20 protein-coding genes are annotated in these 26,372 nt (G+C 65.5%); 10 read left to right on the top strand and 10 right to left on the bottom strand.

Annotation, left to right across the window (positions count from 1 at the left end; genetic code table 11):
* Nucleotides 1-116: 116 nt before the first annotated feature.
* A complete protein-coding gene (locus AC1ZV1_RS27930) occupies nt 117-872 on the top strand; it encodes a substrate-binding periplasmic protein (protein ID WP_484294595.1) in 756 nt (251 codons plus the stop codon).
* Between the two features lie 213 nt (nt 873-1,085).
* On the opposite strand, the gene AC1ZV1_RS27925 is transcribed toward AC1ZV1_RS27930, so the two are convergent.
* The 4 genes from AC1ZV1_RS27925 to gpmI all read right to left on the bottom strand — a co-directional run bounded on the left by AC1ZV1_RS27925 (nt 1,086) and on the right by gpmI (nt 6,173).
* The gene (locus tag AC1ZV1_RS27925) at nt 1,086-1,868 is read right to left on the bottom strand and encodes a divergent polysaccharide deacetylase family protein (RefSeq protein ID WP_484294594.1); all 783 of its coding nucleotides are present in this window, start codon (nt 1,866-1,868) and stop codon (nt 1,086-1,088) included.
* Between the two features lie 3 nt (nt 1,869-1,871).
* Nucleotides 1,872-3,182 carry a S41 family peptidase gene (locus AC1ZV1_RS27920; protein WP_484294593.1) on the bottom strand — a complete coding sequence of 437 codons (1,311 nt, stop codon included), beginning with the start codon at nt 3,180-3,182 and terminating at the stop codon, nt 1,872-1,874.
* A gap of 27 nt (nt 3,183-3,209) precedes the next feature.
* Entirely contained in the window at nt 3,210-4,499 is a 1,290-nt protein-coding gene (locus AC1ZV1_RS27915; RefSeq protein ID WP_484294592.1) for a murein hydrolase activator EnvC family protein, read from the bottom strand.
* Nucleotides 4,500-4,637: 138 nt separating this feature from the next.
* A complete protein-coding gene (gene gpmI / locus AC1ZV1_RS27910; protein ID WP_484294591.1) occupies nt 4,638-6,173 on the bottom strand; it encodes a 2,3-bisphosphoglycerate-independent phosphoglycerate mutase in 1,536 nt (511 codons plus the stop codon).
* Between the two features lie 145 nt (nt 6,174-6,318).
* Between gpmI and AC1ZV1_RS27905 the strand changes: the two genes are divergently transcribed.
* Genes AC1ZV1_RS27905 through secB form a run of 3 tightly spaced genes read left to right on the top strand, consistent with a single transcriptional unit; the run spans nt 6,319 to nt 7,517 of the window.
* Nucleotides 6,319-6,741, top strand: coding sequence for a rhodanese-like domain-containing protein (locus AC1ZV1_RS27905; protein WP_484294590.1), 423 nt, complete (start codon nt 6,319-6,321; stop codon nt 6,739-6,741).
* Nucleotide 6,742: 1 nt separating this feature from the next.
* A complete protein-coding gene (gene grxC / locus AC1ZV1_RS27900; RefSeq protein WP_484294589.1) occupies nt 6,743-6,997 on the top strand; it encodes a glutaredoxin 3 in 255 nt (84 codons plus the stop codon).
* A 37-nt stretch (nt 6,998-7,034) separates the two neighbouring features.
* Nucleotides 7,035-7,517, top strand: a complete 483-nt coding sequence (secB, locus tag AC1ZV1_RS27895; protein WP_024762250.1) for a protein-export chaperone SecB — start codon at nt 7,035-7,037, stop codon at nt 7,515-7,517.
* Nucleotides 7,518-8,141: 624 nt separating this feature from the next.
* Here secB and AC1ZV1_RS27890 read toward each other — a convergent pair.
* The gene (locus AC1ZV1_RS27890; RefSeq protein WP_484294588.1) at nt 8,142-8,540 is read right to left on the bottom strand and encodes a hypothetical protein; all 399 of its coding nucleotides are present in this window, start codon (nt 8,538-8,540) and stop codon (nt 8,142-8,144) included.
* A gap of 52 nt (nt 8,541-8,592) precedes the next feature.
* Here AC1ZV1_RS27890 and trmL point away from each other — a divergent pair, with 52 nt between their 5' ends.
* Entirely contained in the window at nt 8,593-9,054 is a 462-nt protein-coding gene (gene trmL, locus AC1ZV1_RS27885; RefSeq protein WP_484294587.1) for a tRNA (uridine(34)/cytosine(34)/5-carboxymethylaminomethyluridine(34)-2'-O)-methyltransferase TrmL, read from the top strand.
* A gap of 325 nt (nt 9,055-9,379) precedes the next feature.
* On the opposite strand, the gene ntrC is transcribed toward trmL, so the two are convergent.
* The 4 genes from ntrC to AC1ZV1_RS27865 all read right to left on the bottom strand — a co-directional run bounded on the left by ntrC (nt 9,380) and on the right by AC1ZV1_RS27865 (nt 13,226).
* On the bottom strand, nt 9,380-10,810 hold the full coding sequence (gene ntrC / locus AC1ZV1_RS27880; RefSeq protein WP_484294586.1) for a two-component system response regulator NtrC: 1,431 nt from the start codon (nt 10,808-10,810) through the stop codon (nt 9,380-9,382).
* A 2-nt stretch (nt 10,811-10,812) separates the two neighbouring features.
* Nucleotides 10,813-11,889: a nitrogen regulation protein NR(II) gene (gene glnL, locus AC1ZV1_RS27875; RefSeq protein ID WP_484294585.1), complete on the bottom strand. Its 1,077-nt coding sequence runs from the start codon at nt 11,887-11,889 to the stop codon at nt 10,813-10,815.
* 207 nt (nt 11,890-12,096) lie between these two features.
* The gene (locus AC1ZV1_RS27870) at nt 12,097-12,681 is read right to left on the bottom strand and encodes a DUF4124 domain-containing protein (protein ID WP_484297655.1); all 585 of its coding nucleotides are present in this window, start codon (nt 12,679-12,681) and stop codon (nt 12,097-12,099) included.
* Nucleotides 12,678-13,226, bottom strand: a complete 549-nt coding sequence (locus tag AC1ZV1_RS27865) for a DUF4124 domain-containing protein (protein ID WP_484294584.1) — start codon at nt 13,224-13,226, stop codon at nt 12,678-12,680. The genes AC1ZV1_RS27870 and AC1ZV1_RS27865 overlap by 4 nt, the downstream gene beginning before the upstream one ends.
* Nucleotides 13,227-13,420: 194 nt before the next feature.
* Between AC1ZV1_RS27865 and AC1ZV1_RS27860 the strand changes: the two genes are divergently transcribed.
* Nucleotides 13,421-15,628: a mechanosensitive ion channel family protein gene (locus tag AC1ZV1_RS27860; RefSeq protein ID WP_484294583.1), complete on the top strand. Its 2,208-nt coding sequence runs from the start codon at nt 13,421-13,423 to the stop codon at nt 15,626-15,628.
* A gap of 251 nt (nt 15,629-15,879) precedes the next feature.
* On the opposite strand, the gene glnA is transcribed toward AC1ZV1_RS27860, so the two are convergent.
* Nucleotides 15,880-17,289 carry a glutamate--ammonia ligase gene (gene glnA, locus AC1ZV1_RS27855; RefSeq protein WP_017517179.1) on the bottom strand — a complete coding sequence of 470 codons (1,410 nt, stop codon included), beginning with the start codon at nt 17,287-17,289 and terminating at the stop codon, nt 15,880-15,882.
* A gap of 332 nt (nt 17,290-17,621) precedes the next feature.
* Here glnA and thiI point away from each other — a divergent pair, with 332 nt between their 5' ends.
* The 4 genes from thiI to AC1ZV1_RS27835 all read left to right on the top strand — a co-directional run bounded on the left by thiI (nt 17,622) and on the right by AC1ZV1_RS27835 (nt 26,356).
* Nucleotides 17,622-19,076, top strand: a complete 1,455-nt coding sequence (thiI, locus tag AC1ZV1_RS27850) for a tRNA uracil 4-sulfurtransferase ThiI (RefSeq protein ID WP_484294582.1) — start codon at nt 17,622-17,624, stop codon at nt 19,074-19,076.
* A 170-nt stretch (nt 19,077-19,246) separates the two neighbouring features.
* Entirely contained in the window at nt 19,247-21,067 is a 1,821-nt protein-coding gene (gene typA, locus AC1ZV1_RS27845) for a translational GTPase TypA (RefSeq protein ID WP_484294581.1), read from the top strand.
* 202 nt (nt 21,068-21,269) lie between these two features.
* Nucleotides 21,270-24,995: a DUF2339 domain-containing protein gene (locus AC1ZV1_RS27840; protein WP_484294580.1), complete on the top strand. Its 3,726-nt coding sequence runs from the start codon at nt 21,270-21,272 to the stop codon at nt 24,993-24,995.
* Nucleotides 24,992-26,356 carry a DUF3999 domain-containing protein gene (locus tag AC1ZV1_RS27835; RefSeq protein ID WP_484294579.1) on the top strand — a complete coding sequence of 455 codons (1,365 nt, stop codon included), beginning with the start codon at nt 24,992-24,994 and terminating at the stop codon, nt 26,354-26,356. The genes AC1ZV1_RS27840 and AC1ZV1_RS27835 overlap by 4 nt, the downstream gene beginning before the upstream one ends.
* Nucleotides 26,357-26,372: the final 16 nt, after the last annotated feature.

Genomic DNA, 26,372 nt, shown 5'->3' with positions numbered 1-26,372 from the left:
GGCGCCGACATCCCTCGGCGCCGGTTTTGCCACGGAAGGCAGACGAGCGAAGTATTCCGTCCCCCCTGCAGGGATGCCGCAAGCCCAATAACGATAACCAAGCGAGCGGTATGACCATGCTGAAAGTCCTGATCAAGACCCTGACCGTGGGTCTGTTGTTGGGGGCCTCCACGGCCCGCGCCGAGTTGCCCACCGATTACAAGATGGTGCTGCTCACCGAGAACTTCCCGCCCTTCAACATGGCGGTGGACGACAAGAACTTCGCCCGCGACGAGGGAATCGACGGTATCAGCGCCGATATCGTCCGCGAGATGTTCAGGCGTGCCGGCATCCAGTACAGCCTGAGCCTGCGTTTCCCCTGGGACCGCCTGTACAAGCTGGCCCTCGACAAGCCGGACTACGGGCTGTTCTCCACCACCTACACCCCTGAACGCGTGCCGCTGTTCAAGTGGGTCGGCCCGATTGCCAAGACCAGTTGGGTGCTGCTGGCGCCGCCGGGCAGCTCGATCAAGGTGAAGGACCTCAAGGACGCCGCCAAGTACAAGCTCGGCGCCTACAAGAACGACGCCGTCAGCCAGAACCTGGAAAGCCAGGGCATCCCGGTGCTCAACGCGCTGCGCGATCAGGAAAACGTGAAGAAGCTGACCACCGGCGAGATCGACCTGTGGGCCACCACCGATCCGGTCGGCCGCTACCTGGCCAAGCAGGAGGGCGTGTCGGGCCTGCAGACCGTGCTGCGCTTCAACGAGGCCCAGCTGTACCTGGCGATCAACAAGGACACCCCGGACGAGGTGGTGGCGAAGCTGCAGAAGGCGCTGGATGAAATGCGTGCCGATGGCTTCATCGAGCAGGCGACGAATAACTACTTGTAAGCGTCAGACGCTCAGCCTTGCCGGTTGACGACGATGCTGCGCCTCACTCCGATTGCCTCCCTCTCCCTTCAGGGAGAGGGTTGGGGAGAGGGGCTAGCAGGCAACGCCGGCGTTAAGGGTTGCCCTCTCCCCCGCCCTGGCTGCGCGCCCCGCTCCGAAGGGATAGGGGGCTATTCGTGCGAGCCCCAGGTTCCGCGCCCGCCGACCGCTGAATCAGCGATAAACCCCGTCCCGCCCATGCCCCGCCATGGCGCGGTTGCCGCGCTCGGCGATCATCAAGGGCGGCTGCACCAGTTCGAACCCCTGGGCCTTGAGTGTCGGTAGAACGCGCCTGAGCACCGCCAGCGTGGCCGGCTTCGGGTGGCCGATCATCACGACCGTGCCCTGTTTTCGTGCCAGATTCAGGCCGCGCTGCATCTGCTCCATCACTGCCGCTTCGCTCGGATCGTCGTCGAGGAACACGTCCCGCGACAGGCTGGCGAGACCGATCTTCTGCGCCTCGGCAGCGGCCACCGTGGCGGCGCTGGTCCGGCTGTCGAGCAGGAACAGGTGGCGCCGCTGCAGTTCCGCGGCCAGCCAGGCCATGGCCGGGCGGTCGGCGGTCATGCGGCTGCCTTCGTGGTTGTTCACGCCCTGCACGTAGGGCACTTTCGCCAGCGCAGCGTCGAGACGGCGGGCGCGCTCTTCCTCGGTCAGTTCCGGGCGCCAGGCGTAGTCACCGCCCGCCGGGTCCATCGGCATGTGCAGCATCACGGTACGCCCGAGATGGTGTGCCTCGCGCGCCAGTTCTGCCGCGTGGGGCGTGTCGGGAATGATCGCCAGGGCGATGGAGGGGGAAATGTCGAGCACCTGGCGATCGCGCGCCAGGTTTTGCCCGAGGTCGTCGATGACGATGGTGACCAGTGGCTTGCTGCTATCCGGCCGGGGTGCGGCGGCCACCGGCAGGCACAGCAGCGCGCCCAGGCACAGGCCGAACAGCAGCCGGGCCGGGCGCATCGATCAGTTGCTGCCGCGGCTGACGCTGAGTCCTTTCAGCAGGCTGAGGGCTTGGCTGAGCTGGTAGTCGCCATCCTGCGGGCGATCCACCGGGGGTTTGCCGGCGGTGGTCGGACGGTCCTGGCCGCCATTGCCGTTGGCCAGATGACCTTGCAGGTCGGCTTCCTTGAAGCCGTCGAAGTCGCTCTGCTCGCGGGTCACCTTGGCGCGCTCCACCTCGATGTCCGGGGTGATGCCCTGGGCCTGGATGGAGCGGCCGTTGGGGGTGTAGTACAGCGCGGTGGTGAGCTTCAGGGCGCGGTCGTTGTTCAGCGGCAGCACGGTCTGCACCGAGCCCTTGCCGAAGCTGTCGGTGCCCATGAGGATGGCGCGCTTCTGGTCCTGCAGGGCGCCGGCGACGATTTCCGCCGCCGAGGCGCTGCCGCCGTTGATCAGCACGACCAGCGGTACGCCGTCGCTCGGGTCGGCCGGGTCGGCGGAGAAGCGCAGCTCGGAATTCGGGATGCGGCCCTTGGTGTAGACGATCAGCCCCTTGGTGAGGAAGGCATCGGCCACTTCCACTGCCGACTGCAGCACGCCGCCCGGGTTGTTGCGCAGGTCCAGCACCAGGCCCTTGAGCTTGCCCTTGTTGTCGTTACGCAGCTTAGACAGCGCCTTGACGGTCTCCTCGCCACTGTTCACCTGGAACTGCGTGATGCGCAGGTAGCCGTAGCCCGGTTCGAGCATCTGGCTCTTGACGCTCTTGACCTTGATGACAGCGCGCTTGAGGGTGATGTCGAACGGCTTGCCGCCACCGCGCACGATGGTCAGGGTGATCGGCGAGCCGGCCTTGCCGCGCATGCTGTCCACCGCCTCGTTCATGGCCTGGCCCTTGGTCGGCTTGCCGTCGATCTTGACGATCAGGTCGCCTGGCTGGATGCCGGCGCTGGCAGCCGGGGTGTCGTCGATCGGCGAGATCACCTTGACGAAGCCATCCTCGCTGCCGACCTCGATGCCGAGGCCGCCGAACTCGCCGCTGGTGCTTTCCTGCAACTCGGCGAACTCTTCCGGACCGAGGTAGGCCGAGTGCGGGTCGAGGTTGCTGAGCATGCCCTTGATGGCATTCTCCAACAGCGTCTTGTCGTCCACCGGCTCCACGTAGGCCGCCTTCACCCGGTCCAGGACCTCGGCAAAGGTGCGCAGCTCGTCGAGCGGCAGCGGAGCCTCCTTGCCGTTGGCCGCGGGAGATGCGGCTGGCGCGTCGGCGGCCTGGACCGCACCGACGCCAAGCAGCAAGGCCAGGGCCAGGGTAGAGAGACGGAAAGCTTGCGACATGTTTGGCTCCTAATGCGTGTACGCCGCTTATCCTTGCGTGCGACACCAGGTCGAAGGGTCCGCCGGGCGGCCCTGATGGCGAATGGCAAAATACACCGCCGGGGTACTCTGACCCCCGCTGGCTCCCACGGTTGCAATGGGATCGCCCGCTTTGACGGTATCGCCGGCGTCCTTCAGAAGACTTTGATTATGCCCATAAAGGCTGAGGTAGCCACCACCGTGGTCGAGAATGACCAACAGGCCTGAGCCGCGCAGCCAGTCAGCGAACACCACGCGGCCGCCGTGCACCGCGCGCACGGTGCTGCCGGCGGAGGCGCCGATCAGGACGCCATCCCAGGTAGCGCGGGGGTCGTCGCCACGCGGGCTGCCATAGCGCGCCAGCACGCGGCCATCCACCGGCCAGGGCAGCTTGCCCTTGGTGGCGGCGAAAGCGCCGCCGAAGCCCGCGCCGCTGGACACCAGCGGGCCGCTGTAATCGGGGCGCCTGGACGGTGTGTCGGGTTTCTCGCCGCGGCTGGCCAGTTCCTGCTCGCGTTTGACCCGCTCGCGCTCGGCGGCCAGGGCGCGCTGGCGCGCTTCCTCGGCTTCGCGGGCCTGGCGGGCGAGGGTTTCCTCGATAGTCTTGAGGACCTTGTTCAGGTCTTCCTGGCTCTGCTCGCGATCCTTGAGCTTGCTGCTGCCATCCTTCAGGTCGCTGTTGAGCTTGGCCAACGTCTCCTGGCGCGCCTTGCGGGCGTCGGCCAGTTCCTGGCGGCGGGCTTCGAGGGCGCTCTGCTGGGCGACCTGCTCGTCCTTCTGCGAGGTGATTTCCTGCTCGACGTTGCTCAGCTGGCGCAGGGTCTCGTTGAAGGCCGAGAGCTGTTCCAGGCGCGCCTTGTTGATGTAGTCGTAGTAGGTGAGGGTGCGGCTGAACTTCTCGGGGTGCTCCTGGTTCAGCAGCAGCTTGAGGTATTCCTGGCGGCCGCTCTGGTAGGCGGCGCGCGCCTGGATGGCGATCAGGCGCTGCTGCTCAAGGCGTGCGCCCTGGAGTTTTTTTTTCTCCCCGTCGAGGCGCTGCAGCTCTTCCTCGTTCTTCTTCATCTCGTCCTGGATCTGCTTGATCTGCTTTTCCAGGTCGCCCATCTGGGTTTCGGTGGACTTGAGCTGCTTCTGCACCCCGGACTTCTCGTCCTGGATGTTCTTCAGGTTCTTTTTCAGCTCGTTGATGTCTTTCTGCGTCTGCTCCAGCTGACGTTGGGCGTCGGCGCGTTCGTCGGCAATGACCGCGAGCGGGCTCAGGAGGCAGATCAGCAGCAGCGGGAGGAGGGCGCGAGGCATTGGGTGGCGGGCACCTGGATTCTGGACCGAGCTAGTATGCCCGTGGTGGGCGCTAAAAAAAACGCCCCAGGCCGCATGGCGTGGGGCGTTTGCTCTGACCGACGGGAGATGGCTCACGTTCCCGCCGAAAGTTCGTCCTTAAAGAAGGGTGACGATCGATTGGCCGGTCATCTCTTTCGGCTGCTCCAGGCCCATCAGATTCAACAGGGTCGGGGCCACGTCGGCGAGCACGCCACCCTCGCGGATGCTGACATTACGCTTGCCGACGTAGACGAAGGGCACCGGCTCGCAGGTGTGCGCGGTGTGCGCCTGGCCGGTCATCGCGTCTTCCATCTGCTCGACATTGCCGTGGTCGGCGGTGATCAGGGCTTCGCCACCGACCTTGTCCAGCGCCTCGACGATCCGACCGATGCAGGTATCCAGGCACTCGACGGCTTTCACCGCCGCCTCGAACACGCCGGTGTGGCCAACCATGTCGCCGTTTGCGTAGTTGACGATGATCACGTCGAAACGCTGGTGCGCGATGGCATCGACGATCTTGTCGGTGACTTCCGGGGCGCTCATCTCCGGCTGCAGGTCATAGGTGGCGACCTTGGGCGACGGGATGAGGATGCGTTCTTCGCCTTCGAACGGCTCCTCGCGGCCGCCGGAGAAGAAGAAGGTCACGTGGGCGTACTTCTCGGTCTCGGCGATACGCAGCTGGGTCTTGCCGTTCTTGGCCAGGTATTCGCCCAGGACGTTGTCCAGGGATTCGGGTTTGAACGCGCTGGGCGCGGGGATGCTCGCCGCGTACTGGGTCAGCATCACGTAGTCGGCCAGGTGCAGTTCGCGCTGGCGCGGGAATTCCTTGAAGCCCGGCTCGACGAAGGCGCGCGACAGCTCGCGGGCGCGGTCGGCGCGGAAGTTCATGAACACCACGGCGTCGCCGTCCTCCACGCGCACCTGCTCGCCGATGCGGGTGGCCTTGACGAATTCGTCGCTCTCGCCGCGCTCATAGGCGGCATTCAGCGCGCCCACGGCGGTGTCGGCGGCGAATTCGGCGGTGCCGTCGGTGATCAGGTTGTAGGCGGCTTCGACGCGGTCCCAGCGATTGTCGCGGTCCATGGCGAAGTAGCGGCCGATGATGCTGGCGGTACGGCCCTTGCCGATGCGGGCGAAGGCGTCGTCGAGCAGCTTCAGCGACGGCTCGGCGCTCTTGGGCGGGGTGTCGCGGCCGTCGAGGAAGGCGTGCAGGTAGATCCTCTCGGCGCCACGCTGGGCGGCCAGTTCGGCCATCGCGATCAGGTGGTCCTGGTGGCTGTGCACGCCGCCATCGGAGAGCAGACCGAGGATGTGCACGGCCTTGCCGGCACCGGCGGCCTTGTCGACCGCAGCGGTCAGCACCGGGTTCTGGAAGAACTCGCCGTCGCGGATGGCCTTGGTGACGCGGGTGAAGTCCTGGTAGACGACGCGGCCGGCGCCCAGGTTCATGTGGCCCACCTCGGAGTTGCCCATCTGGCCGTCGGGCAGGCCGACGTCCATCCCCGAGCCGGAGATCAGGCCGTGCGGCTGGCTGGCCAGCAGGCGGTCCCAATTGGGCTTCTTCGCGGCGTAGATGGCGTTGAATTCAGGGCTATCGCTATGGCCGAAGCCGTCCAGAATGATCAGGACCAGCGGTTTGCGCGTTGCAGTCATAGGTACGGCTCTTTCCGAGAATAGGGGTCAGAAAAGGACCGACATTTTACCGATTGGTGCCGACAGACGCCATGAGCGGCAGGGTTCAGCCGTCAGATACGCGCGTGTATACTGGCCGGCATTTTTACGTCTGGATGTCCTGCGCATGTCTTCGTTTCTTCCTCGTCTGATCGAATTCGCCACCCACCACTACCTGCTGGTCGGTGCCCTGGTCATCCTGCTGGTGCTGCTGGCCCTGCACGAAATGCGCAAGGGCGGCCGCGCGCTGTCCACCCGCGAACTGACCGCCATGGTCAACGCCGAGCAGGCCGTCGTGCTGGATATCCGCCCGACCAAGGAGTTCGCCACCGGCCACATCGTTGGCGCGCTGAACATCCCGGCCGACAAACTGAACGCCCGCCTCAGCGAGCTGGACAAACACAAGGCCAAGACCATCATCGTGGTCGATGGCATGGGCCAGCATTCGGGCACCTGGTGCAGCGTGCTGCAGAAGGCCGGCTACAACGCCGCCAAGCTCTCCGGTGGCATCGGCAGCTGGCGTGGCGACAACCTGCCCCTGGTGAAGTGAGATGTCGTCGATCTTGATCTACACCAGCGCGTGGTGCCCCTATTGCATTCGCGCCAAGGCCCTGCTGGACAAGAAGGGAGTCGCCTACGAGGAGATCTCCGTCGACGGCAAGCCTGGTGTGCGTGCCGAGATGGCCAGCAAGGCAGGTCGCACTTCGGTGCCGCAGATCTGGATCGACGGAACCCATATCGGCGGCTGCGACGATCTTTACGCGCTGGAACGCGCGGGCAAGCTGGATACGCTGCTCTCGGCGTGATCCCTCATTCTGAAACGATGCACAAGAAGGTTCCGAAATGACTGAACAAGCCAGCAACGGCGCAGCCGAGCAAGACAACAACCCGCAGTTCTCGCTGCAGCGCATCTATGTGCGTGACCTCTCCTTCGAGGCCCCCAAGGCTCCGGAAATCTTCCGTCAGGAGTGGCAGCCGGCGATCAGCATGGACCTCAACACCCGTCAGAAGCAGCTAGACGGCGACTTCTACGAAGTGGTCCTGACCGTGTCGGTCACTGTGAAGAACAACGAAGAAACCGCCTTCATCGTGGAAGTCCAGCAGGCCGGTATCTTCCTCATCAAGGGTCTGGACGCATCCAGCATGAGCCACACCCTGGGCGCCTTCTGCCCGAACATCCTCTTCCCGTACGCGCGCGAAACCCTGGACAGCCTGGTTGTCCGCGGTTCCTTCCCGGCGCTGATGCTGTCCCCGGTGAACTTCGATGCGCTGTACGCGCAGGAAATCGCCCGCATGCAGGCTTCCGGCGAGATTCCGGCTCAGTAATCACTGATGCCGCATGACAAAGGCGCCTTCGGGCGCCTTTTTCTTTGCCCGGCGTTCGGTGCTGGCCTCCGTGGGGCCATGCCTGCGGACACGTGCCGGCAGCCGGGCGGCGTTCAAGTTTGGTGCATGCGCACTAGCAGGGCGCAGGGCGCGGCGCGGCGGGGAGACCCTGGAATTCCGGTGTGAACACCGGCGGGCGCTGGTATGAGGACTTGGGGGTATCCCCGCAAGCCTCTGATTCCGGGGCTTTCAGCCAGCCAGAGAGCAACCCGGTAGTGGGGCGTAATGCTCTGCGAGCAATCTTGGCACGTCCTCTGCAGTAGCCCTGATAACAGCGATTTCAGGGGCCTCGGTACAGGCAGGCTGGGGAACCCCTCTTTTACATCTTGCGAGCGTGCCGCCCGAAGCGGTGGCCGTCGTAGCCGGTTCGGGGGTCCTGGTACAGGCAGGCCGGGAAAGCCCTCTTTTTATGCCCGCGGGCGCGCCACGGCGCGCCGCGCACCCGTTAGGGGTCCTGGTACAGGCAGGCCGGGTAAACCCCTCTTTTATGCCGCGATCCTCTCTCCGGAGGACTCGCTTCCCGCTTCGGGGCCCCGGACCAGGCAGGCCGGGAAAACCCCGCTTTTATTCGGGCTGGGCGTTGACGGTCAGGCGCCAATGGCCCTCAACCTCGGTGCTGTCCCAGGTCCCCGTGAGTCGTCGGGTCGAGAGCAGCGTCAGCAGAACTCCATTCTCCCGTGGCTCCAGCTTCCAGCGCACCGGCGCCTTGCCGATCCGCAACTGGCCCTGCTGGGGCTTGCCGTTGGCGTCGATCTGCACAGCCAGGGCACCGTCCAGCTGGCCGGCGCGCACTGCAGGCTGGGCATCGAGAATGATCACCAGACCGTCCGGCGCAGGCTCTACGTCGAGTATCTGCGCAGGGCCTTCGTGCGGCGGGCTGACCAGCCGGCCAAGCATCAGGCCCACCAGCAGGCCGAGCACGCTCAGCGAAACCATCACCTTCAGCCAGGGCCTGGGCCGCATTTGCTCCTTCGCGGGGGTAGAATGCCCGCCGTTCTCAGGTTCGGAGCGCTGCATGTTCCACGTAATCCTTTTTCAACCGGAAATCCCCCCAAACACCGGCAACATTATCAGGCTGTGTGCCAATGCGGGCTGTAGCCTGCACCTGATCGAGCCGTTGGGCTTCGAGCTGGACGACAAGCGCCTGCGCCGCGCCGGGCTGGATTACCACGAGTACGCCAGCGTGCGCCGCTATGCGAGCCTCGAGGAGTGTCTGGAGCAGCTCGGGCAGCCGCGCTTGTTCGCCTTCACCACCAAGGGCTCGCAACCGTTCCACGAAGTGGTCTACGCGCGCGGTGACGCGTTCCTGTTCGGTCCGGAAAGCCGCGGCCTGCCGGAAGAGGTGCGTGACGCCCTGCCGCCCGAGCAGCGCGTGCGCCTGCCGATGCGTCCGGGCTGCCGCAGCCTGAACCTCTCCAACACGGTGGCTGTGACCGTCTACGAAGCCTGGCGCCAGCACGGCTTTGCCATGGACTGAGCATTTTCTGATCGATCCGCGCAAACCCGCGCCGGGCGGGGAGCGCAGCGGCTTGCCCCAAGCTTATCCACAGGCGGGCGCACAGTGGATGTGGGCAAGCCGAAAATTCCTGCACAGAAACCACGCAAACCCCTAGACCGCGCGTGCTCTGGGCTGTAGCACGTTCCTTCCCCGTTCCGTGCACAGTGTTATCCACAGGTTTTGGGGATAGATGTTGCGGGCATGTGACCGTGCCTCGAGGACGTCGAGCCAGGGCGCGTCCGGTGTCGGTTAAGCGTGAGGCAAGAAAAAGGGGCCTTGCGGCCCCTTTTCCATGGGAAGGACGTCAGTCCTCGCCATCCTCGTCCGGGCCGTCGATCTTCATGCCCAGTTCCTTGATCTTGCGGGTCAGGGTATTGCGGCCCCAGCCCAGCAGCACAGCGGCATCGCGGCGGCGGCCGGCGGTGTGCTTGAGCGCCGTCTCGATCATGATCCGCTCGAAGGCCGGCACGGCGGTGTCCAGCAGGTTGGACTGGCCGCGCGCCAGTGCCTGGTCGGCCCAGTGGCGCAGGGCCTGTTCCCAGTTGGCAGCCGGCAAGCTGTCCTGCGGCTGGGTCATCAGCTCCGGCGGCAGGTCGTCGATGTGCACCTCGCGGCCCGAGGCCATGACGGTGATCCAGCGGCAGGTGTTTTCCAGCTGGCGCACGTTGCCCGGCCAGCCGAGGTTCTTCAGGTATTCCTCGGTTTCCGGCTTGAGCAGCTTGGGCTCCACCGCCAGCTCCTGCGCGGCGCGGGAGAGGAAGTGCCGGGCCAGCGCGGGGATGTCCTCGCGACGGTCGGCCAGGCGCGGGATATGCACGCGGATGACGTTCAGGCGGTGGAACAGGTCCTCGCGGAACTTGCCCTCGCGCACCAGATTCTCCAGGTTCTGGTGGGTCGCCGCGATGATCCTCACGTCCACTTTCACCGGGGTGTGGCCGCCCACGCGATAGAACTCGCCGTCGGCCAGTACGCGCAGCAGGCGAGTCTGGGTGTCGGCGGGCATGTCGCCGATCTCGTCGAGGAACAGCGAGCCGCCATCGGCCTGTTCGAAGCGGCCGCGACGCTGGTTGGCCGCGCCGGTGAAGGCGCCTTTTTCATGGCCGAACAGCTCGGATTCCATCAGGTCCTTCGGAATCGCCGCCATGTTCAGCGCGATGAACGGCGAGGCTGCGCGCGGGCTGTGGCGGTGCAAGGCGTGGGCGACCAACTCTTTACCGGTACCCGACTCGCCGTTGATCAGCACGGTGATGTTGGAGTGCGAGAGGCGGCCGATGGCGCGGAACACCTCCTGCATCGCCGGCGCCTCGCCGATGATCTCCGGCGTGCGCGTCTGGTTGGCTGGCGCTTCCAGTCCCTGCTGTTCCTGGGCGTGCTGGTTGGCGCGCTTGACCAGGGAGACGGCTTCGTCGACGTCGAAGGGCTTGGGCAGGTATTCGAAGGCACCGCCCTGGTAGGAGGCCACCGCGCTGTCCAGGTCCGAGTGCGCGGTCATGATGATCACCGGCAGGCGCGGATGCACTTCGCGGATCTGCGCGAGCAGGTCCAGGCCGCTGGAACCGGGCATGCGGATGTCGGAGATGATCACGTCCGGTTGTTGCCGGCCCAGGCGGCTCATCACGCTGTCGGCGCTGTCGAAGCTGACGGTGGTCATGCCTTCCTGCTGCAGGGCTTTTTCCAGTACCCAGCGGATGGAGCGGTCGTCGTCGACGATCCAGACGGTCTCTGATCGGCTCATGGTCAATGGACTCCTTGTTCCAGGGGCAGGAACAGACTGAATACGGTGTGGCCCGGATGGCTGTCGCATTCGATCAAGCCCTGGTGCTGGCTGATGATGTTCTGGGTGATGGCGAGGCCCAGGCCGGTGCCGTCGGCGCGGCCGCTGACCATGGGATAGAAGATGGTGTCCTGCAGTTCAGCCGGGATGCCCGGGCCGTTGTCGATGATCTCCACCTTGCAGACCAGGCGATGGCGCGTGTGGCCGATGGTGAACTGGCGCAGGGTGCGAGTGCGCAGGGTGATGCGCCCCAGCTTGAGTTCGTTCTGCGCGGCAATCGCCTGCATGGCGTTGCGCACGATGTTGAGCACCGCCTGGATCATCTGCTCGCGGTCGATCAGCAGGTCGGGGATGCTCGGGTCATAGTCGCGCACCAGCGGAATGGTGCCCTGGGTCTCGGCCTCTACCAGGCTGCAGACGCGCTCCAGCACTTCGTGGACGTTGGTCACCGAAAGCTGCGGCAGCTTGTTCGAGCCGAGCATGCGATCCACCAGGTTCCGCAGGCGATCGGCCTCTTCGATGATGACGTTGGTGTAGTCCTTGAGCGACTCTTCCGGCAGCTCGCGGGACAGCAACTGCGCTGCGCCGCGAATGCCGCCCAGCGGATTCTTGATCTCGTGGGCCAGGCCGCGCACCAGCAGCTTGGTGGTTTCCTGCTTGGACAGCTGCGCCTCTTCCTTGGTGATCCGCAGCAGTCGGTCGCGCGGGTGGACTTCCAGCAACAGCAACGTATCGCGGCGATCGAGGATCGGCGTGACCGCGTAGTCCACGGTGATGGTCTGGCCGGTCAGCGACGTCAGGGTCGCTTCGCGCTTGGTGAAGGGGTGCGCCTCTTCCACCGCCTGGCGCAGCGACTGCAGCGCCTCGGGCGATTCGGTGAACAGCTCGCTGATGAACTGCCCATGGCTTCGCTGGCCACTGACCGCCAGCAGCATTTCCGCCGCCGGGTTCATGTACTCCAGGCGCAGCTCGGCGTTGAGCAGGATCACCGCCGTGGTGAGGTTGTCGAGCAACAGGCGGAGCTGGGTTTCTGTAGGCATGGCGTAAGAGATGTCCCAAGACTGTGCGGGAAAATGCAAAAAGCAAACCAGGCCCTGAAAAGACGCGTATTTCGCGGCATCGCGCTGATTTGCGGTGCGCAGGCAGCCGATCCGGTCAGCAGAAGTGACCCGAAATGGGGAGAGTATAGAAAGTGGTGCAGGCATGTGCACCGATATGGTGCATATTGGGTCAGCCGCACGCCGTGCTCAGCGACGGTCGGCGCTGAGCGGCTGGGCGGTGTCCAGATGGGTCGATGAGGCCACGGACACGCGGAACATGTGGAACGGCTGGCTAGGCGTCTGCTCGATGGTGCGGCCGAGGGTATCGATGATCTCCACTGACAGCAGGTGAGTCCCGCGGTCGATGTTGTTCAGCGGGAACACCGGGCTGCGGCCGGGCTCGCCGACGGGCTTGCCATCCAGCAGCAGGCGGTAGAGATGGCCGGGCAGGAGCGCTGGATCGCTGGTGGCGGAGACGATCAGTGCGCCGTCATTGGCCCGCACGGTGGCGTCAGGCTCGGGCACGATGATCCGCAGCAGCTGGTAGGCCGGCGGGCCGGGCGGCAGCGCGGGAGTGGCCGGCGCGTAGAGCGGCGGGGGCATGCGCACGCCATTGGGCGAGCCGGGCTGGGAATTGATCGGCGCCAGCTGCAGCTTCTGCGCGTTGCCACGCGGCGGCTGGTCGGTGAAGACGCGGTTGCCTTCCTTGTCGATGTAGGTATAGACCTCGGCGCTGGCCGACAGGCAGCACAGCGCCGACAGCAGGAAAATGACCAGGTGGCGCATCGTCAGCCGCCCGCCCTGGGCTGGACCTTGGGTCGCTGCGGGCTGTGGGTGCTGATGCGCTGCAGGGTGAAGCTCACCGGGGCGCTGGTCTGGATCACGCGGCTGCCCTGCAGCACCTGGACGGCCAGGGTGTGGTCGCCACGGTCGAGGCTCTGCAGGCCGATGCTGGTGCTGCTGGTCGGTGCGCCGTAAGGCTGGCCGTCGAGCACCAGTTGCAGCTGATGGCCGCCAGCCAGGGCCGGCTGCACCACGACATTGACGACAAAGGTACCGTTGTTCTGCCGCAGCGATTCGTCGTCCGGCAGGTTGCTCAGGGCAAGAATCGCATAGGCATTGCTGGCCTGGTTCACGGTGCCGCTGTCGGCGGGGGCGGCGACCGGCGCCTGCGGGCCGACGGTGTTGGTTGGCGGCAGCTCCACCGGCTTGGCGTCGACATTGGTCGGCGGCTGGTTGGTGAATACCGTCTTGCCGTTGGCGTCGGTGTACTTGTAGATCTGCGCGCTGGCTGGCAATGCGGCGGCGAGCAGCAGGGCGGTAAGGATCAGGCGCATGAGGAATCTCCGGATGGTCTTGCCAAGCCTTGCACTGCCGACGGCGGCTGGCAAGTTGCCTATTGTCTTTCAGCAGGGCGCCGCGCGTTGTGCGCTGCTGCTCGTCGAAGGACCTTTCTCGTGCAAGGCGGGTCCGAGCCTGTCGCGGGCGTCTGTATGATGCGGGCGTGCGTCATTTTCCATCGTTGTGGGGTATGCCTGTGAGTCCGATTCGTTACCTGCTTCGTCAGTGGCTGCTGCTGTGCTGCCTGGGTCTCGGCTTGTCCGTCGCCGGGCCCGCGCTCGCGGCGCTTCCCGGGCCGCTGGCCGGGGTGACGGGCAGTGGCGAGGCGAAGGTGAGCGACGCCCAGCTGGAGCAATCGCTGAACCAGGTGATCAAGACCCTGGAGAGCGACCAGCAGCGCGCCGACCTGCTGAAGAAGCTCAAGCAGTTGCGCGACGCCACGCAGAAAGGCGCCGAAGAACAGGGCGGCGTTCTGGGGCTGATCGGCGATACGCTCGGCAGCCTGGAGAAGCAGTTCGAGGGCGCCAACAGCCCGCTGGTACGCTGGTCCGAGTTGTTCCAGGGCGCCGGCTTCGAACTGGATGCACGCACGCCATCGTTGGCGGAATGGCCGGGGATGATCCTCGATTTCGCCCTGGTCATCCTCATCTGGGCCTGCGTCGCTCTTGGCCTGCGCTGGATCGCCGGGCGAATGCGCCAGCGCTTCGGCCTGGAAGACGAACTGCCGCAGCACCCCAAGACGCGCGACCTGCTGCTATTCGCCCTGCGCAAGCTCGGCCCCTGGCTGGTGGCCTTCCTGATCACTGTCTACCTGTCCGTGGTGCTGCCCAGCTCGCTCGGCAAGCTGGTGGCGATGGTGATCGCCTACACTCTGGTGTGCGGCACGCTGTTCTCCGCGCTATGTGTGATCTCCCTGTCACTGCTCAGCGGCCCGCACCGCATGCGCGCGCTGGATATCCTGCGCCGCCGCGCCTTCCGCCCGCTCTGGCTGATCGGCAGCCTCGCGGCGCTGGGCGAAGTGATGCATGACCCGCGCGTCATCGAGAGCCTGGGCATGAACATCTCGCTGTTCGTCGGCTCCGTGGCGAACATCTGTGCAGCGCTGCTCACCGCGCTGTTCGTCCTGCAGTTCCGTCGCCCCATCGCCCACCTGATCCGCAACCAGCCGCTGGAGCGTCGCCTGAAGCGCCGCGGCCTGAGCGACCTGGTGGAGCTGATCGGCTCGATCTGGTTCCTGCCCGTGCTGGTACTGGTGGGCATCTCGCTGTTCGCCACCGTTGTCACCGCCGGCGACAGCAGCTACGCCCTGCGCCGTGCGCTGGTCTGCGCCGCCGTGGCGGTGGTGGCGATGACCGTCAATGGCCTGATCCGTCGTGCGCACCTGCGTTCGGCCCGGCGCGGCGCGCGTCGCCACGCGCCGTATATCGAGCAGTTGCAGAGCTTCGGCTACACCCTGCTGCACATCGCCAGCCTGCTGTTCTTCCTGGAGATCGGCCTGCGTGTCTGGGGCATGTCGCTGATTCGCTTCGCCGAAGGCGATGGTTCGCAGATCAGCCTCAAGCTGTTCAGCTTCGGCACCACCCTGCTGGTTGCCTGGCTGGTCTGGATTCTCACCGACACTGCCGTGCAGCACAGCCTTGGCCTGGGCGGCAAGAAGAGCGCCAACGCCCGCGCGCTGACCATGTTGCCGCTGATTCGCAACGTACTGTTCGTGACTATTGCGGTGATCGCCTTGATCGTCGCGCTGGCCAACATGGGCATGAACGTCACACCGCTGCTCGCCGGTGCCGGTGTGATCGGTCTGGCTATCGGCTTCGGTGCGCAATCGCTGGTGGCGGACCTGATCACCGGCCTGTTCATCATCATCGAGGACTCGCTGTCCATCGACGACTACGTCGACGTCGGCGGCCACCTCGGCACGGTGGAAGGACTGACCATCCGTACCGTGCGCCTGCGCGACCTGGACGGCGTGGTGCATACCATCCCGTTCAGCGAGATCAAGAGCATCAAGAACTACTCGCGGCAGTTCGGCTATGCCATGTTCCGCTGGCCGGTGCCGGCGAGCATGCCCATCGACGACGCGCTCGCGCTGGTCAAGGAAGTCTCCGGCGAGTTGCGAGGCGACCGCACCATCAATCGCGCCATCTGGTCCCCGCTGGAAATCCAGGGCATCGAGAGCTTCGACGCCGGCCAGGCGATCCTGCGCTTCCGCTTCAAGACCGCGCCGATCCGCCAGTGGGAGGTGCAGCGCGCCTTCAACCTGCGCCTGCGGCAGAAGCTCGACAAGGCCGGGCTGGAGCTCTCCATGCCGCGCCTGAACGTGCAGCTCTCGCGCATGCGCAAGGCGCGCCGCGAGGATGACGAAGAGCAGGGTGTGCCGGCGGACGGCGGAATCTGATCCTGCTTCGCGGCGGCTCTTCGTAGGATCGAGCTTGCTGGCGAACGGGATATTCGGCTGCTCCGGTGTTGAGCGGTTCGCGAGCAAGCTCGCTCCTGCCGTGACGCAGCGCTCACCTGTAGGAGCGGGCCATGTCCGCGATCGCGCACATGGCGCGCTCCTGCAAAAGTGCCTGTGTGCTTTCCCGAGGGCATAAAAAAGGCCTCCCGAAGGAGGCCTTAATGCTGTCGCTATTTATAGGTATTCGTGGATCAGACGCTGTAGTACAGGTCGTATTCCAGCGGGTGCACGAAGGTGCGCACCTTGATTTCTTCTTCCGACTTCAGCTCGATGTAGGCATCGATGAACTCGTCGGTGAACACGCCGCCCTTGGTCAGGAACGCGCGGCCCTTGTCGAGTTCTTCCAGCGCCTCTTTCAGGCTGCCGCAAACCTGCGGGATTTCCTTCGCTTCTTCCGGCGGCAGGTCGTACAGGTTCTTGTCGGCGGCGTCGCCGGGGTGAATCTTGTTCTGGATGCCGTCCAGGCCCGCCATCAGCAGCGCGGCGAAGCACAGGTAGGGGTTGGCAGCCGGGTCCGGGAAGCGCGCTTCGATACGGCGGGCTTTCGGGCTGGAGACGTACGGGATACGGATCGAGGCGGAGCGGTTACGGGCCGAGTAGGCCAGCATGACCGGGGCTTCGAAGCCCGGAACCAGACGCTTGTAGGAGTTGGTGGCCGGGTTGGTGAAGCCGTTCAGGGCCTTGCCGTGCTTGATGATGCCGCCGATGAAGTACAGGGCGGTATCGGACAGGCCGGCATAACCTTCGCCAGCGAAGGTGTTCTTGCCATCCTTGGAGATGGACATGTGAACGTGCATGCCCGAACCGTTGTCGCCGTACAGCGGCTTCGGCATGAAGGTCACGGTCTTGCCGTAGGCGTCGGCAACGTTGTGGACGCAGTACTTCAGGGTCTGGACTTCGTCAGCCTTGGCAACGAGGGTGTTGAACTTCACACCGATCTCGTTCTGGCCGGCGGTGGCCACTTCGTGGTGGTGAACTTCCACGACCAGGCCCATTTCCTCCAGGGCGTTGCACATGGCGGTACGGATTTCGTGGTCGTGGTCGACCGGCGGTACCGGGAAGTAGCCGCCCTTGACGCCCGGACGGTGACCTTTGTTGCCGGTCTCGATGTCAGCGTCGGTGTTCCAGGAAGCCTGCTCGGAGAAGATCTTGAACATCGAGCCGGAGATGTCGGACTTGAACTTCACTTCGTCGAAGATGAAGAACTCCGGCTCCGGGCCAACGAATACGGTGTCACCGATACCGGTGGACTTCAGGTATTCCTCGGCACGCTTGGCAATGTTGCGCGGGTCGCGCTCGTAGCCTTGCATGGTGCTCGGCTCGATGATGTCGCAAACGATGATCAGGGTCGGCTCTTCGGTGAACGGGTCGAGCACGGCGGTGCTGTCGTCCGGGAGCAGGATCATGTCGGAGGCTTCGATGCCCTTCCAGCCTTCGATGGAGGAACCATCGAACATCTTGCCGGCTTCGAAGAACTCGTCGTCCAGCGCGTCGCGGGCGGGCATGGTGACGTGCTGCTGCTTGCCTTTGGTATCGGTGAAGCGCAGGTCAACCCACTTCACGTCATGATCTTTGATCAGTTGTTGCGACTTGTACGACATGCTGTCCTCCAGGAGGGATTAGAGCTGGGAGCTTTTTTGTGCCCCAGTATCGGGTGATGCCGGCCGGAATACTCCGCCAGGGCAACCTGCCTCACAAGAGAGCAAGTTGCGTGCCAGTGCCCGTAAATGGGCAGATGCCCTGATTTCCGGGCTTTCAGCGGCCGGTCCAGACAAATGCACGATAATTGTGCACCGTTTCGGTGCCTTGTCGTGGTGCGCCCGTCCATTTTGGTGCACCAAAAAGAAAGTCTCCGATTTCTGCTCAAGTCTTGAGCAATTTCGGATATAATTCCGCCCCTTTTTTTCAGTCCCATGGCAATCGCCCGGTTCGCATGAAACTCATCGTCAAGGTCTTCCAGGAAATCACCATCAAGAGCCGGCCGGTGCGCAAGCGCTTCATCCGCCAGCTGGCGAAGAACATTCGCACGGTGCTCCGCGACCTCGACCCTGAGCTGCTGGTCGAAGGCGAATGGGACAACCTCGAGGTCGAGACCAGGGTCACCGATCCCAAGGCCCTGCGCGAGATGATCGAGCGCCTGACCTGCACGCCGGGCATCGGTCACTTCCTGGAGGTGCACGAGTACCCGCTAGGCGATTTCGACGACATTCTCGAGAAGTGCAAGGCGCACTTTGGCGACAAGCTGCCGGGCAAGATCTTTTCCATGCGCTGCAAGCGCGCCGGCAAGCACCCGTTCACCTCTATAGATGTGGAACGTTACGTCGGCGGCGGCCTGCGTCAGCACTGCGGTGCGGCAGGCGTCTCGCTGAAGAACCCGGAAGTGGAAGTGCGCGTGGAAATCCGCCATGACCGCCTTTACGTGATCCATGCCCAGCACGACGGCCTTGGTGGCTACCCGCTGGGTGCGCTGGAGCAGGTGCTGGTGCTGATGTCCGGTGGTTTCGACTCCACCGTGGCGGCCTACCAGATGATGCGCCGCGGCATGATCAGTCACTTCGTGTTCTTCAACCTCGGTGGCCGCGCCCACGAACTGGGCGTGATGGAAGTCGCGCACTACCTGTGGAAGAAGTACGGCAGTTCCCAGCGCGTGCTGTTCGTCAGCGTGCCCTTCGAGGAAGTGGTCGGCGAGATCCTCACCAAGGTCGATGACAGCTACATGGGCGTGACCCTGAAGCGCATGATGCTGCGTGCCGCCAGCCGTGTGGCCGAGCGCCTGGAGATCGACGCGCTGGTGACCGGCGAGGCGATTTCCCAGGTGTCCAGCCAGACCCTGCCGAACCTCTCGGTGATCGACCGGGTGACCGACACCCTGGTCCTGCGCCCGCTGATCGTCAGCCACAAGCAGGACATCATCGACACCGCCACGAAGATCGGCACCGCCGAGTTCGCCAAGCACATGCCGGAATACTGTGGGGTGATCTCGGTGAACCCGACCACCCAGGCCAAGCCGTACCGCGTCGACCACGAAGAAACCAAGTTCGACATGGCCGTGCTCGACCGCGCCCTGGAGCGCTCCACCCAGATGACCGTCGACCGCGTGATCGACGAGCTGGGCAAGGATCTGGCCGTGGAAATGGTCGACGACGTGCTGGCCGGCCAGATCGTGGTGGACATCCGTCATCCCGATGCCCAGGAAGATGAACCGCTGGTCATCGACGGCATCGAAGTGCTGCCGATGCCGTTCTACGCGATCAACAGCAAGTTCAAGGAACTGGACCCCAACCGCCAGTACCTCCTGTATTGCGACAAGGGCGTGATGAGTCGCCTGCACGCCCACCACCTGGTCAACGAAGGGCACACCAATGTGCGTGTTTACCGTCCGCAATAAAGGCGCGGACCAGCGCCGCCAGCCCGGACTGTTCGGCGGCAGCATCCGCCACCGACCTCCCGACACATTCGGTGCGTAGGCTCACGCCCTGACCTTTTGCACCGCCGCGCCAAGGCCCGGCCCCCGCTGCCGAGAACGGCAGCCGAAGATTCACTATCGAGACTGACACTGTGATCGAAAAACTGCGCAACATCGCCATCATCGCCCACGTCGACCATGGCAAGACCACCCTCGTGGACAAGCTCCTGCGCCTGTCCGGCACCCTCGACCGCAAAGAAGCGGAAAACGAGCGCGTGATGGACTCCAACGACCAGGAAAAAGAGCGTGGCATCACCATTCTGGCGAAGAACACCGCCCTGAAATGGAACGACTACAGCATCAACATCGTCGACACCCCCGGCCACGCCGACTTCGGCGGTGAGGTAGAGCGCGTGATGTCGATGGTCGACTCCGTGCTGCTGGTGGTCGACGCCCAGGACGGCCCGATGCCGCAAACCCGCTTCGTGACCCAGAAGGCATTCAAGGCCGGCCTGCGTCCGATCGTCGTGGTGAACAAGATCGACCGTCCGGGCGCGCGTCCTGACTGGGTCATCGATCAGATCTTCGACCTGTTCGACAACCTCGGCGCCACCGACGAGCAGCTGGACTTCCCGATCGTCTACGCCAGTGCCTTGAATGGCATCGCCGGCATGGACCACGAGAAGATGGACGACAACATGGACGCGCTGTTCCAGGCGATCATCGACCACGTCCCGGCGCCGAAAGTCGACGTCGACGGCCCGTTCCAGATGCAGATTTCCCAGCTGGACTACAACAGTTTCCTCGGCGTGATCGGCATCGGCCGTATCGCCCGCGGCAAGGTCAAGACCAACACCCCGGTCGTGGCCATCAGCGACGACGGCACCAAGCGCAACGGCCGTATCCTGAAGATCATGGGTCACTCCGGCCTGCAGCGGGTCGAAGTCGCTGAAGCCGAAGCCGGCGACATCGTCTGCGTCTCGGGCATGGACGAGCTGTACATCTCCGACACCCTGTGCGACCCGCAGAACGTCGAAGCGCGCCCGCCGCTGACCGTCGACCAGCCGACCGTGAGCATGACCTTCCAGGTCAACGACTCGCCGTTCGCCGGTAAAGAAGGCAAGTTCGTCACCAGCCGCAACATCAAGGACCGTCTGGACAAGGAACTGCTGCACAACGTGGCCCTGCGCGTCGAGCAAGGCGACTCCCCGGAGAAGTTCAAGGTCTCCGGCCGTGGCGAACTGCACCTCTCGGTACTGATCGAGACCATGCGCCGTGAAGGCTTCGAGCTGGCCGTAGGCCGTCCGGAAGTGGTCATCATCGAGACCGCCGAAGGCGAGAAGCAGGAGCCGTACGAGAACGTCACCATCGACATCGAAGAGCAGCACCAGGGCTCGGTGATGGAGCAGATGGGCCTGCGCAAGGGCGATCTGACCAACATGATCCCCGACGGCAAGGGCCGCGTGCGCCTGGAATACACCATCCCGGCGCGTGGTCTGATCGGCTTCCGTAACAACTTCCTGACCCTGACCTCGGGCACCGGCATCCTGACCTCGACCTTCAGCCACTACGGCCCGATCAAGGCCGGCGAAGTGACCAACCGTCAGAACGGCGTACTGGTCTCCATGGCCACCGGCACCGCGCTGACCTACTCGCTGGAAACCCTGCAGAGCCGCGGCAAGCTGTTCCTCGGCCCAGGCGACGAGATCTACGAAGGCCAGCTGGCCGGCATCAACAGCCGTGACAACGATCTGGTGATCAACCCCACCAAGGGCAAGAAGCTCGACAACATGCGCGCTTCGGGCAAGGACGAAGTCATCGCCCTGGTTCCGCCGATCCGCTTCACCCTGGAGCAGGCGCTGGAATTCATCGCCGATGACGAGCTGGTGGAAGTGACGCCGAAGTCGATCCGTCTGCGCAAGAAACTGCTCAACGAGAACGACCGCAAGCGCTACGAGCGCGCCAAGGTCTGATTCAACGGGTAGCAAGGAAAAGCCGGGCATCTGCCCGGCTTTTTCGTTTCTGCGTGGCCGAAAGGCTGTGTCGTGACGTCTGATTCGATGAAGCTGAGAGTTAGTGGACGCAGGCCAGGGAGCCGTGCCGATATACTCAGCTTCCCGGGCGTTACCGTCCGGTTCGGGATGGATTCGAACAGAACCTCAAGGATTCGAAAGCATGCAATGGATTTTCATGCTGGTCGGCCTGGTCTTCGGCGCCGCTGCGGGCGAGTCGATCACCGGCGCTGTATTGGGCGCGGTGGTGGGTCTCGCGCTGGGACAGACCTTTGCGCTGCACAGCCTGAAGCGGGAGAACGCCAGCCTTCGCGGTGAGCTGAAGGCCTTCGGCGAGCGCTTCGACCAGGGCACCAAGGTACTCTACGAGCGGCTGCTCCAGGTGGAGCGCGGTTCCGCCGGGCAAGCGCCGCCGGCGAGCGTCGAGTATGTCGCGCCCGAGATGCCGGTAGCGCCGGTCGAGGTCGAGGTCCAGGTCGAGCCCGAGGTCGATGTCGCCGCCAGCGGAGCTGCCGCCACTGAGCTGGACTGGAGCATAGAACTGCCGGCCGATACGCTGGCGCCCGCACCAGCGGCCGCCGCGCGGGTGGACGCGCCCGTCGAGTGGTCGGACCTGGTGCTCGAGCCGATGCAGAAGCCTGCTGCCCATGCTCGCGTCGACGAGCCCGAGGTTCAGGCGCCGCCAGCTCCTGCCGCGCCGCCGCTGCCGCCGGTTCCGCCCGTTCCGTCGTTGTTCGACCGCGCCTTCGGCGCCGCCCGCGACTGGCTGCTGGGCGGCAACACCGTGCTGCGTGTCGGGGTCGTGCTGCTGTTCCTCGGCCTGGCCTTCCTGCTGCGCTACGCCACCGAAGGCATGACCATGCCGCCGCAGGGGCCGTATATCGGCACCGCCGCCGCTGCATTGGCGCTGCTCGGGCTGGGCTGGTGGCTGCGCCATCGGCGACCGGCCTACGCGCTGATTCTCCAGGGGGCCGGCGTGGCCGTGCTCTACCTGACGGTGTTCGCCAGCATCAAGCTGTACCCGGCGATGAACCATGGCGACGTGTTGATCGACCCGAAGGCCGGCTTCGTCCTGCTGGTGGCGGTCACCCTGTTCTCGGCGATCCTCGCGATTTTGCAGGACGCCCTGGGCCTCGCCGCAGCCGCCGCGCTGGGCGGCTTCGCCGCGCCGATCCTGGCATCCACCGGTGGTGGCAGCCATGTCGCGCTGTTCAGCTACTTTGCCCTGCTCAACGCCGGTATCTTCGCCATCGCCTGGTTCAAGGCGTGGCGGATGCTCAACCTGATCGGCTTCTTCGGCACCTTCGGCATCGGCCTGGCCTGGGGACTGCGCTCGTACAAGCCGGAGTTGTTCGCCACCACAGAGCCCTTCCTGATCCTGTTCTTCCTCACCTACGTCGCCATCGGCCTGCTGTTTGCCCGTCGTCGCCTGCGCGAGGCCGCGGGCGCGCCGGAGGACGATTCCCGCGAAGCGCTGCTGCGCTGGTCGGCGCGGCAGACCGACTACGTCGACGGCACCGTGCTGTTCGGCACGCCGCTGGTGGGGTTCGGCCTGCAGTACGCGATCGTCCAGCACCTCGAATTCGGCGCAGCGTTCAGCGCGCTGGCGCTGGGGCTGTTCTACATGGTCCTCGCCCGCCTGCTGGCCGGGCGCACCGCCGGCCGCGCGCTGCTGCTGGTGGAAACCTGCCTGGCGCTGGGCGTGGTGTTCGGCACCCTGGCGATCCCGCTGGGCCTGGACGCACGCTGGACTTCCGCCGCCTGGGCGGTGGAAGGCGCCGGCATCTTCTGGCTCGGTTTGCGCCAGCAGCGGCCGCTGGCACGCATCTTCGCCCTGCTGTTGCAGATCGGTGCAGCACTGGCGTTTCTTGACGGTTTGCATGATGACCCGCAGTCGCTGACGCTGCTCGACGGTGCGCCGCTGGGCGCGCTGATGCTCGGCGTGGCCCTGCTGTTCAGCTTCTGGAATCTGCGCAACGCGGATCCACAGGTCCTGCGCAGTTGGGAGCCGAACGTTCGCCCGGTACTGGCCGTATTCGGGCTGGGCTTCCTCTACCTGATCGCGCCACTGCTGATGGGCGCGGACGGCACGGCCATGACCTGGGCCGTGGCTGGGCTGGCCACCCTGTTCGCTGCGCTGCGCCTGCGCTCGCGGACATTCCTGGCCTGCGCCTTCGCGGTGCAGTTGCTGGGCGGGGCGGTGTTCCTCCTGCATCTGCACGGCGCGCAGGAGGGCAGTGGCGTGCTCGGTTCCGGCTGGCGCGGGCTGGTGACGGCCTCGCTGGTCGGCCTGGCGCTGATCGCCGGCATGCTGATCGCCGCGCGGGATCCGCTGGTGCGTGACGACCGCCGGTTGATGCTCGGTCTGAGCATCGTCCTGCTGCTCGGGCTGGCCTTCATCAACCTCGCCGTGCTGTTCGTGCTGCCGTGGCAGACCGCCGCCGCCGTCTGGGCCGGCAGCGGCCTGCTGATCCTCTGGCTGAGCCTGCAATTGCAGCAGCGCGCCGCCTTTGTCTTCGGCCTGGCGCTGCAGGTGGTTGGTGCGGGTGCCTTCCTGCTTGGCGGCTCGGCGTTGTTCGGCGATCTGCCCAGCGAGGGGCTGAAACCGCTGGCGCATATGGGCTTCTGGACGCCGGCAGTGCTGGCGCTGGCCGCGATGATCGGCGCCTGGCGCCTGCACCGGTCCAGCGAGCGCGAGCGCAACCTGGCGCTGGGCGGCCTTGGTCTGGAGCAGCTGTCGCAACTGCTGCTGGTGTGGGGCGCTGGCTGGTGGGCGCTGACCGCTGTCTGGGAAATTGCCCGCTTTGTACCCAGCGAGATGCGTGAGCATGTGGCGCTGCTGGTGGCAGCGGTCAGCGTCGGCCTCTGGTCGCTGCTGGCGCGCCGCGAGCAGTGGCGCGCGCTGGCGCTGCTGTGCCTGGCGCTGGTGCCGGTTGCGCTGGTCGCGCTGGCCAGTGCCTGGAACCTGCAATACCACCCGTTGGCAGAGCTGGGCTGGCTCGGCTGGCTGGCGGTGTTCGTCGTTCACTTCCTTGTGCTGCGCCGTCTCGACGCACTGCTGCCGCGCCTCGGTGCACGGGCGGCCCATGTGCTGGGCTGCTGGCTGATCCTTGGGGTGCTGGCACTGGAGCTGCGCTACCTGTTCTTCGCCCTGGCCGAGCATTACAACGCGTGGCGCTGGCTGGGCTGGGCGCTGGTGCCGAGCCTGTTCCTGATCCTCATGGGCGGCGTCGCCCGTCTGCCGTGGCCGGTGGCGGCCTTCGAGCGCGAGTACCGTGCCATTGCCGCCGCGCCCGTTGCCCTGGCGCTGCTGGGCTGGTTCTGGCTGGTCAACCTGTTCAGCAATGGCGCGGCCGATCCGCTGCCTTACCTGCCGCTGGTGAACCCGCTGGAGCTGGGCATGCTGATCGTGCTCGCGGCGATCTTCCAGTGGACGCGCCTGGGCCTGCCGCAACTGGGCGTGGCGGAGTCGACCCTGCGCCTGCCGGTGCAGGCGGTGCTCGGGGCTTCGCTGTTCGCCCTGCTGACCATGGCGGTGTGCCGCACGGCGCATCACTGGGGCGGCGTGCCGTTCGAGTCCGACGCACTGAGCCAGTCCATGCTGGTGCAGGCCGGGCTGTCCATCGTCTGGGCGCTGATCGCCCTGGGCCTGATGATCGCCGGGCACCTGCGCGGCCGCCGCGACTTCTGGTTGGTCGGTGCGGTGCTGCTGGTGGTCGTGGTGATCAAGCTGTTCCTCGTCGACCGCGCCAGCGGTGGCAGCCTGGAGCGCATCATTTCCTTCATTGGCGTCGGCGTGCTGATGCTGATCGTCGGCTACTTCGCGCCGCTGCCGCCACGGCGCGCCGAGCCCGAAGAGTCATCGCAACAGGAGCAACCCTCCGCATGAAGCTGAATACCCTCGTACTGCTCACCGGCGCCTGCCTGCTGGGCGGTCACGCCAGTGCCGCGCCGACTCCGGCGGATTTCATCAACCGTGTGCCGCTGGAGGTCTCCGGCGATGGCCCTTGGTACCGCGTGCAATTGCCCATCGACGTGCTGTTCGCCGCGCGCCATGGCGACCTGCGCGATGTGCGGATCTTCAACGCCGAAGGCGAGGCGCTGCCCTACAGCCTGCGCACCAGCTCGGCCAGCGAGAAGGAAGTGCGCAGCGAAGTGCAGGCGCGCATTTTCCCGTTGCGCGGGGCGTCGGGGAGCGCGGCCGGCGACAACCTGAAGATCGTCCGCAGCACCACGGGCACCATCCTGGAAATCACCCCCACCGCGCCGACGCAGGACAAGACCCAGGTGCTGCGCGGCTGGTTGCTGGAGACTGGCTCCGGTGACCTGCCGCTGGACCGCCTGCAACTGGACTGGACCGCCGACAGCGACGGCTTCCAGCGCCTGCGCATCGAGGCCAGCGATGATCTGGAACACTGGCGTTCCCTGGGCGAAGGGCAACTGGCGCGGCTCGACTTCAACGGCCAGCGCATCGAGCAGAACGACATCGCTCTGCCCGGCGAGGCGGCGCGCTACCTGCGCCTGTGGTGGGAGTCGCCCGAGCAGGCGGCGCAGCTGGTCGGCGCCACGCTCAGTGGCAGCCGCAGCAGTAGCGGCCCGGTGCCGATGCTCTGGTCCGAACCCTTGGCGGCCCAGGCCGACAACAACGGGGATTTCAGCTGGAACCTGCCGCTGGCGCTGCCGGTGGAACGTGTGCGGATTCCGCTGCAGCAGGCCAATACCCTGGCGCCGGTGGTGATTTCCGGTCGCCACGACGGCAACGTCCAGTGGGCCCCGCTGGCGCGCGGGGTGCTGTATCGCCTGCCAGGGCAGGGCGGTGAAATCACCCAGGAAGAGCTGGAGCTGCCCGGCACCACGCTGGGCCAGCTGCGCCTGCAGGTGGATTCGCGCGGGGGCGGTCTGGGTGGCTCGACGGCGCACCTGAGCGTCGGCGTGCGGGCCAGCGAGTTGGTGTTCCTCGCCCGCGGTGGCGCACCCTACGAACTGGCAGTGGGCAGCGGTTCGGTCACTGATGGCAGCCTGCCGCTGGGTACCTTGGTGCCCGGCTACGAACCCAAGCGCCTGGCGAGCATGGGCGAGGCCCGGCTCAAGGGCACTCTGCAGGCACCGTCGACACAATTGCCGGCCAATGCAGCGAAAGCCGATACCCACTGGAAACGCTATGGCTTGTGGGCGCTGTTGCTGGCGGGTGTGGGCCTGCTTGCGCTGATGGCGCTGAGCCTGCTGCGAAGCAACCGCCAGGCGAGCTGATCGACGCGGATCGCCG

It is taken from the genome of Pseudomonas sp. BB438, assembly GCF_057180225.1.
This window is presented reverse-complemented; position numbering and strand designations above follow the sequence as displayed.

Excerpts from the sequence above, each read along its gene's own strand:
- AC1ZV1_RS27930 (WP_484294595.1), top strand. The coding sequence starts at position 117 with ATGCTGAAAGTCCTGATCAAGACCCTGACCGTGGGTCTGTTGTTGGGG.
- AC1ZV1_RS27925 (WP_484294594.1), bottom strand. The coding sequence starts at position 1,868 with ATGCGCCCGGCCCGGCTGCTGTTCGGCCTGTGCCTGGGCGCGCTGCTG.
- AC1ZV1_RS27920 (WP_484294593.1), bottom strand. The coding sequence starts at position 3,182 with ATGTCGCAAGCTTTCCGTCTCTCTACCCTGGCCCTGGCCTTGCTGCTT.
- AC1ZV1_RS27915 (WP_484294592.1), bottom strand. The coding sequence starts at position 4,499 with ATGCCTCGCGCCCTCCTCCCGCTGCTGCTGATCTGCCTCCTGAGCCCG.
- gpmI (WP_484294591.1), bottom strand. The coding sequence starts at position 6,173 with ATGACTGCAACGCGCAAACCGCTGGTCCTGATCATTCTGGACGGCTTC.
- AC1ZV1_RS27905 (WP_484294590.1), top strand. The coding sequence starts at position 6,319 with ATGTCTTCGTTTCTTCCTCGTCTGATCGAATTCGCCACCCACCACTAC.
- grxC (WP_484294589.1), top strand. The coding sequence starts at position 6,743 with ATGTCGTCGATCTTGATCTACACCAGCGCGTGGTGCCCCTATTGCATT.
- secB (WP_024762250.1), top strand. The coding sequence starts at position 7,035 with ATGACTGAACAAGCCAGCAACGGCGCAGCCGAGCAAGACAACAACCCG.
- AC1ZV1_RS27890 (WP_484294588.1), bottom strand. The coding sequence starts at position 8,540 with ATGCGGCCCAGGCCCTGGCTGAAGGTGATGGTTTCGCTGAGCGTGCTC.
- trmL (WP_484294587.1), top strand. The coding sequence starts at position 8,593 with ATGTTCCACGTAATCCTTTTTCAACCGGAAATCCCCCCAAACACCGGC.
- ntrC (WP_484294586.1), bottom strand. The coding sequence starts at position 10,810 with ATGAGCCGATCAGAGACCGTCTGGATCGTCGACGACGACCGCTCCATC.
- glnL (WP_484294585.1), bottom strand. The coding sequence starts at position 11,889 with ATGCCTACAGAAACCCAGCTCCGCCTGTTGCTCGACAACCTCACCACG.
- AC1ZV1_RS27865 (WP_484294584.1), bottom strand. The coding sequence starts at position 13,226 with ATGCGCCTGATCCTTACCGCCCTGCTGCTCGCCGCCGCATTGCCAGCC.
- AC1ZV1_RS27860 (WP_484294583.1), top strand. The coding sequence starts at position 13,421 with ATGCCTGTGAGTCCGATTCGTTACCTGCTTCGTCAGTGGCTGCTGCTG.
- glnA (WP_017517179.1), bottom strand. The coding sequence starts at position 17,289 with ATGTCGTACAAGTCGCAACAACTGATCAAAGATCATGACGTGAAGTGG.
- thiI (WP_484294582.1), top strand. The coding sequence starts at position 17,622 with ATGAAACTCATCGTCAAGGTCTTCCAGGAAATCACCATCAAGAGCCGG.
- AC1ZV1_RS27840 (WP_484294580.1), top strand. The coding sequence starts at position 21,270 with ATGCAATGGATTTTCATGCTGGTCGGCCTGGTCTTCGGCGCCGCTGCG.
- AC1ZV1_RS27835 (WP_484294579.1), top strand. The coding sequence starts at position 24,992 with ATGAAGCTGAATACCCTCGTACTGCTCACCGGCGCCTGCCTGCTGGGC.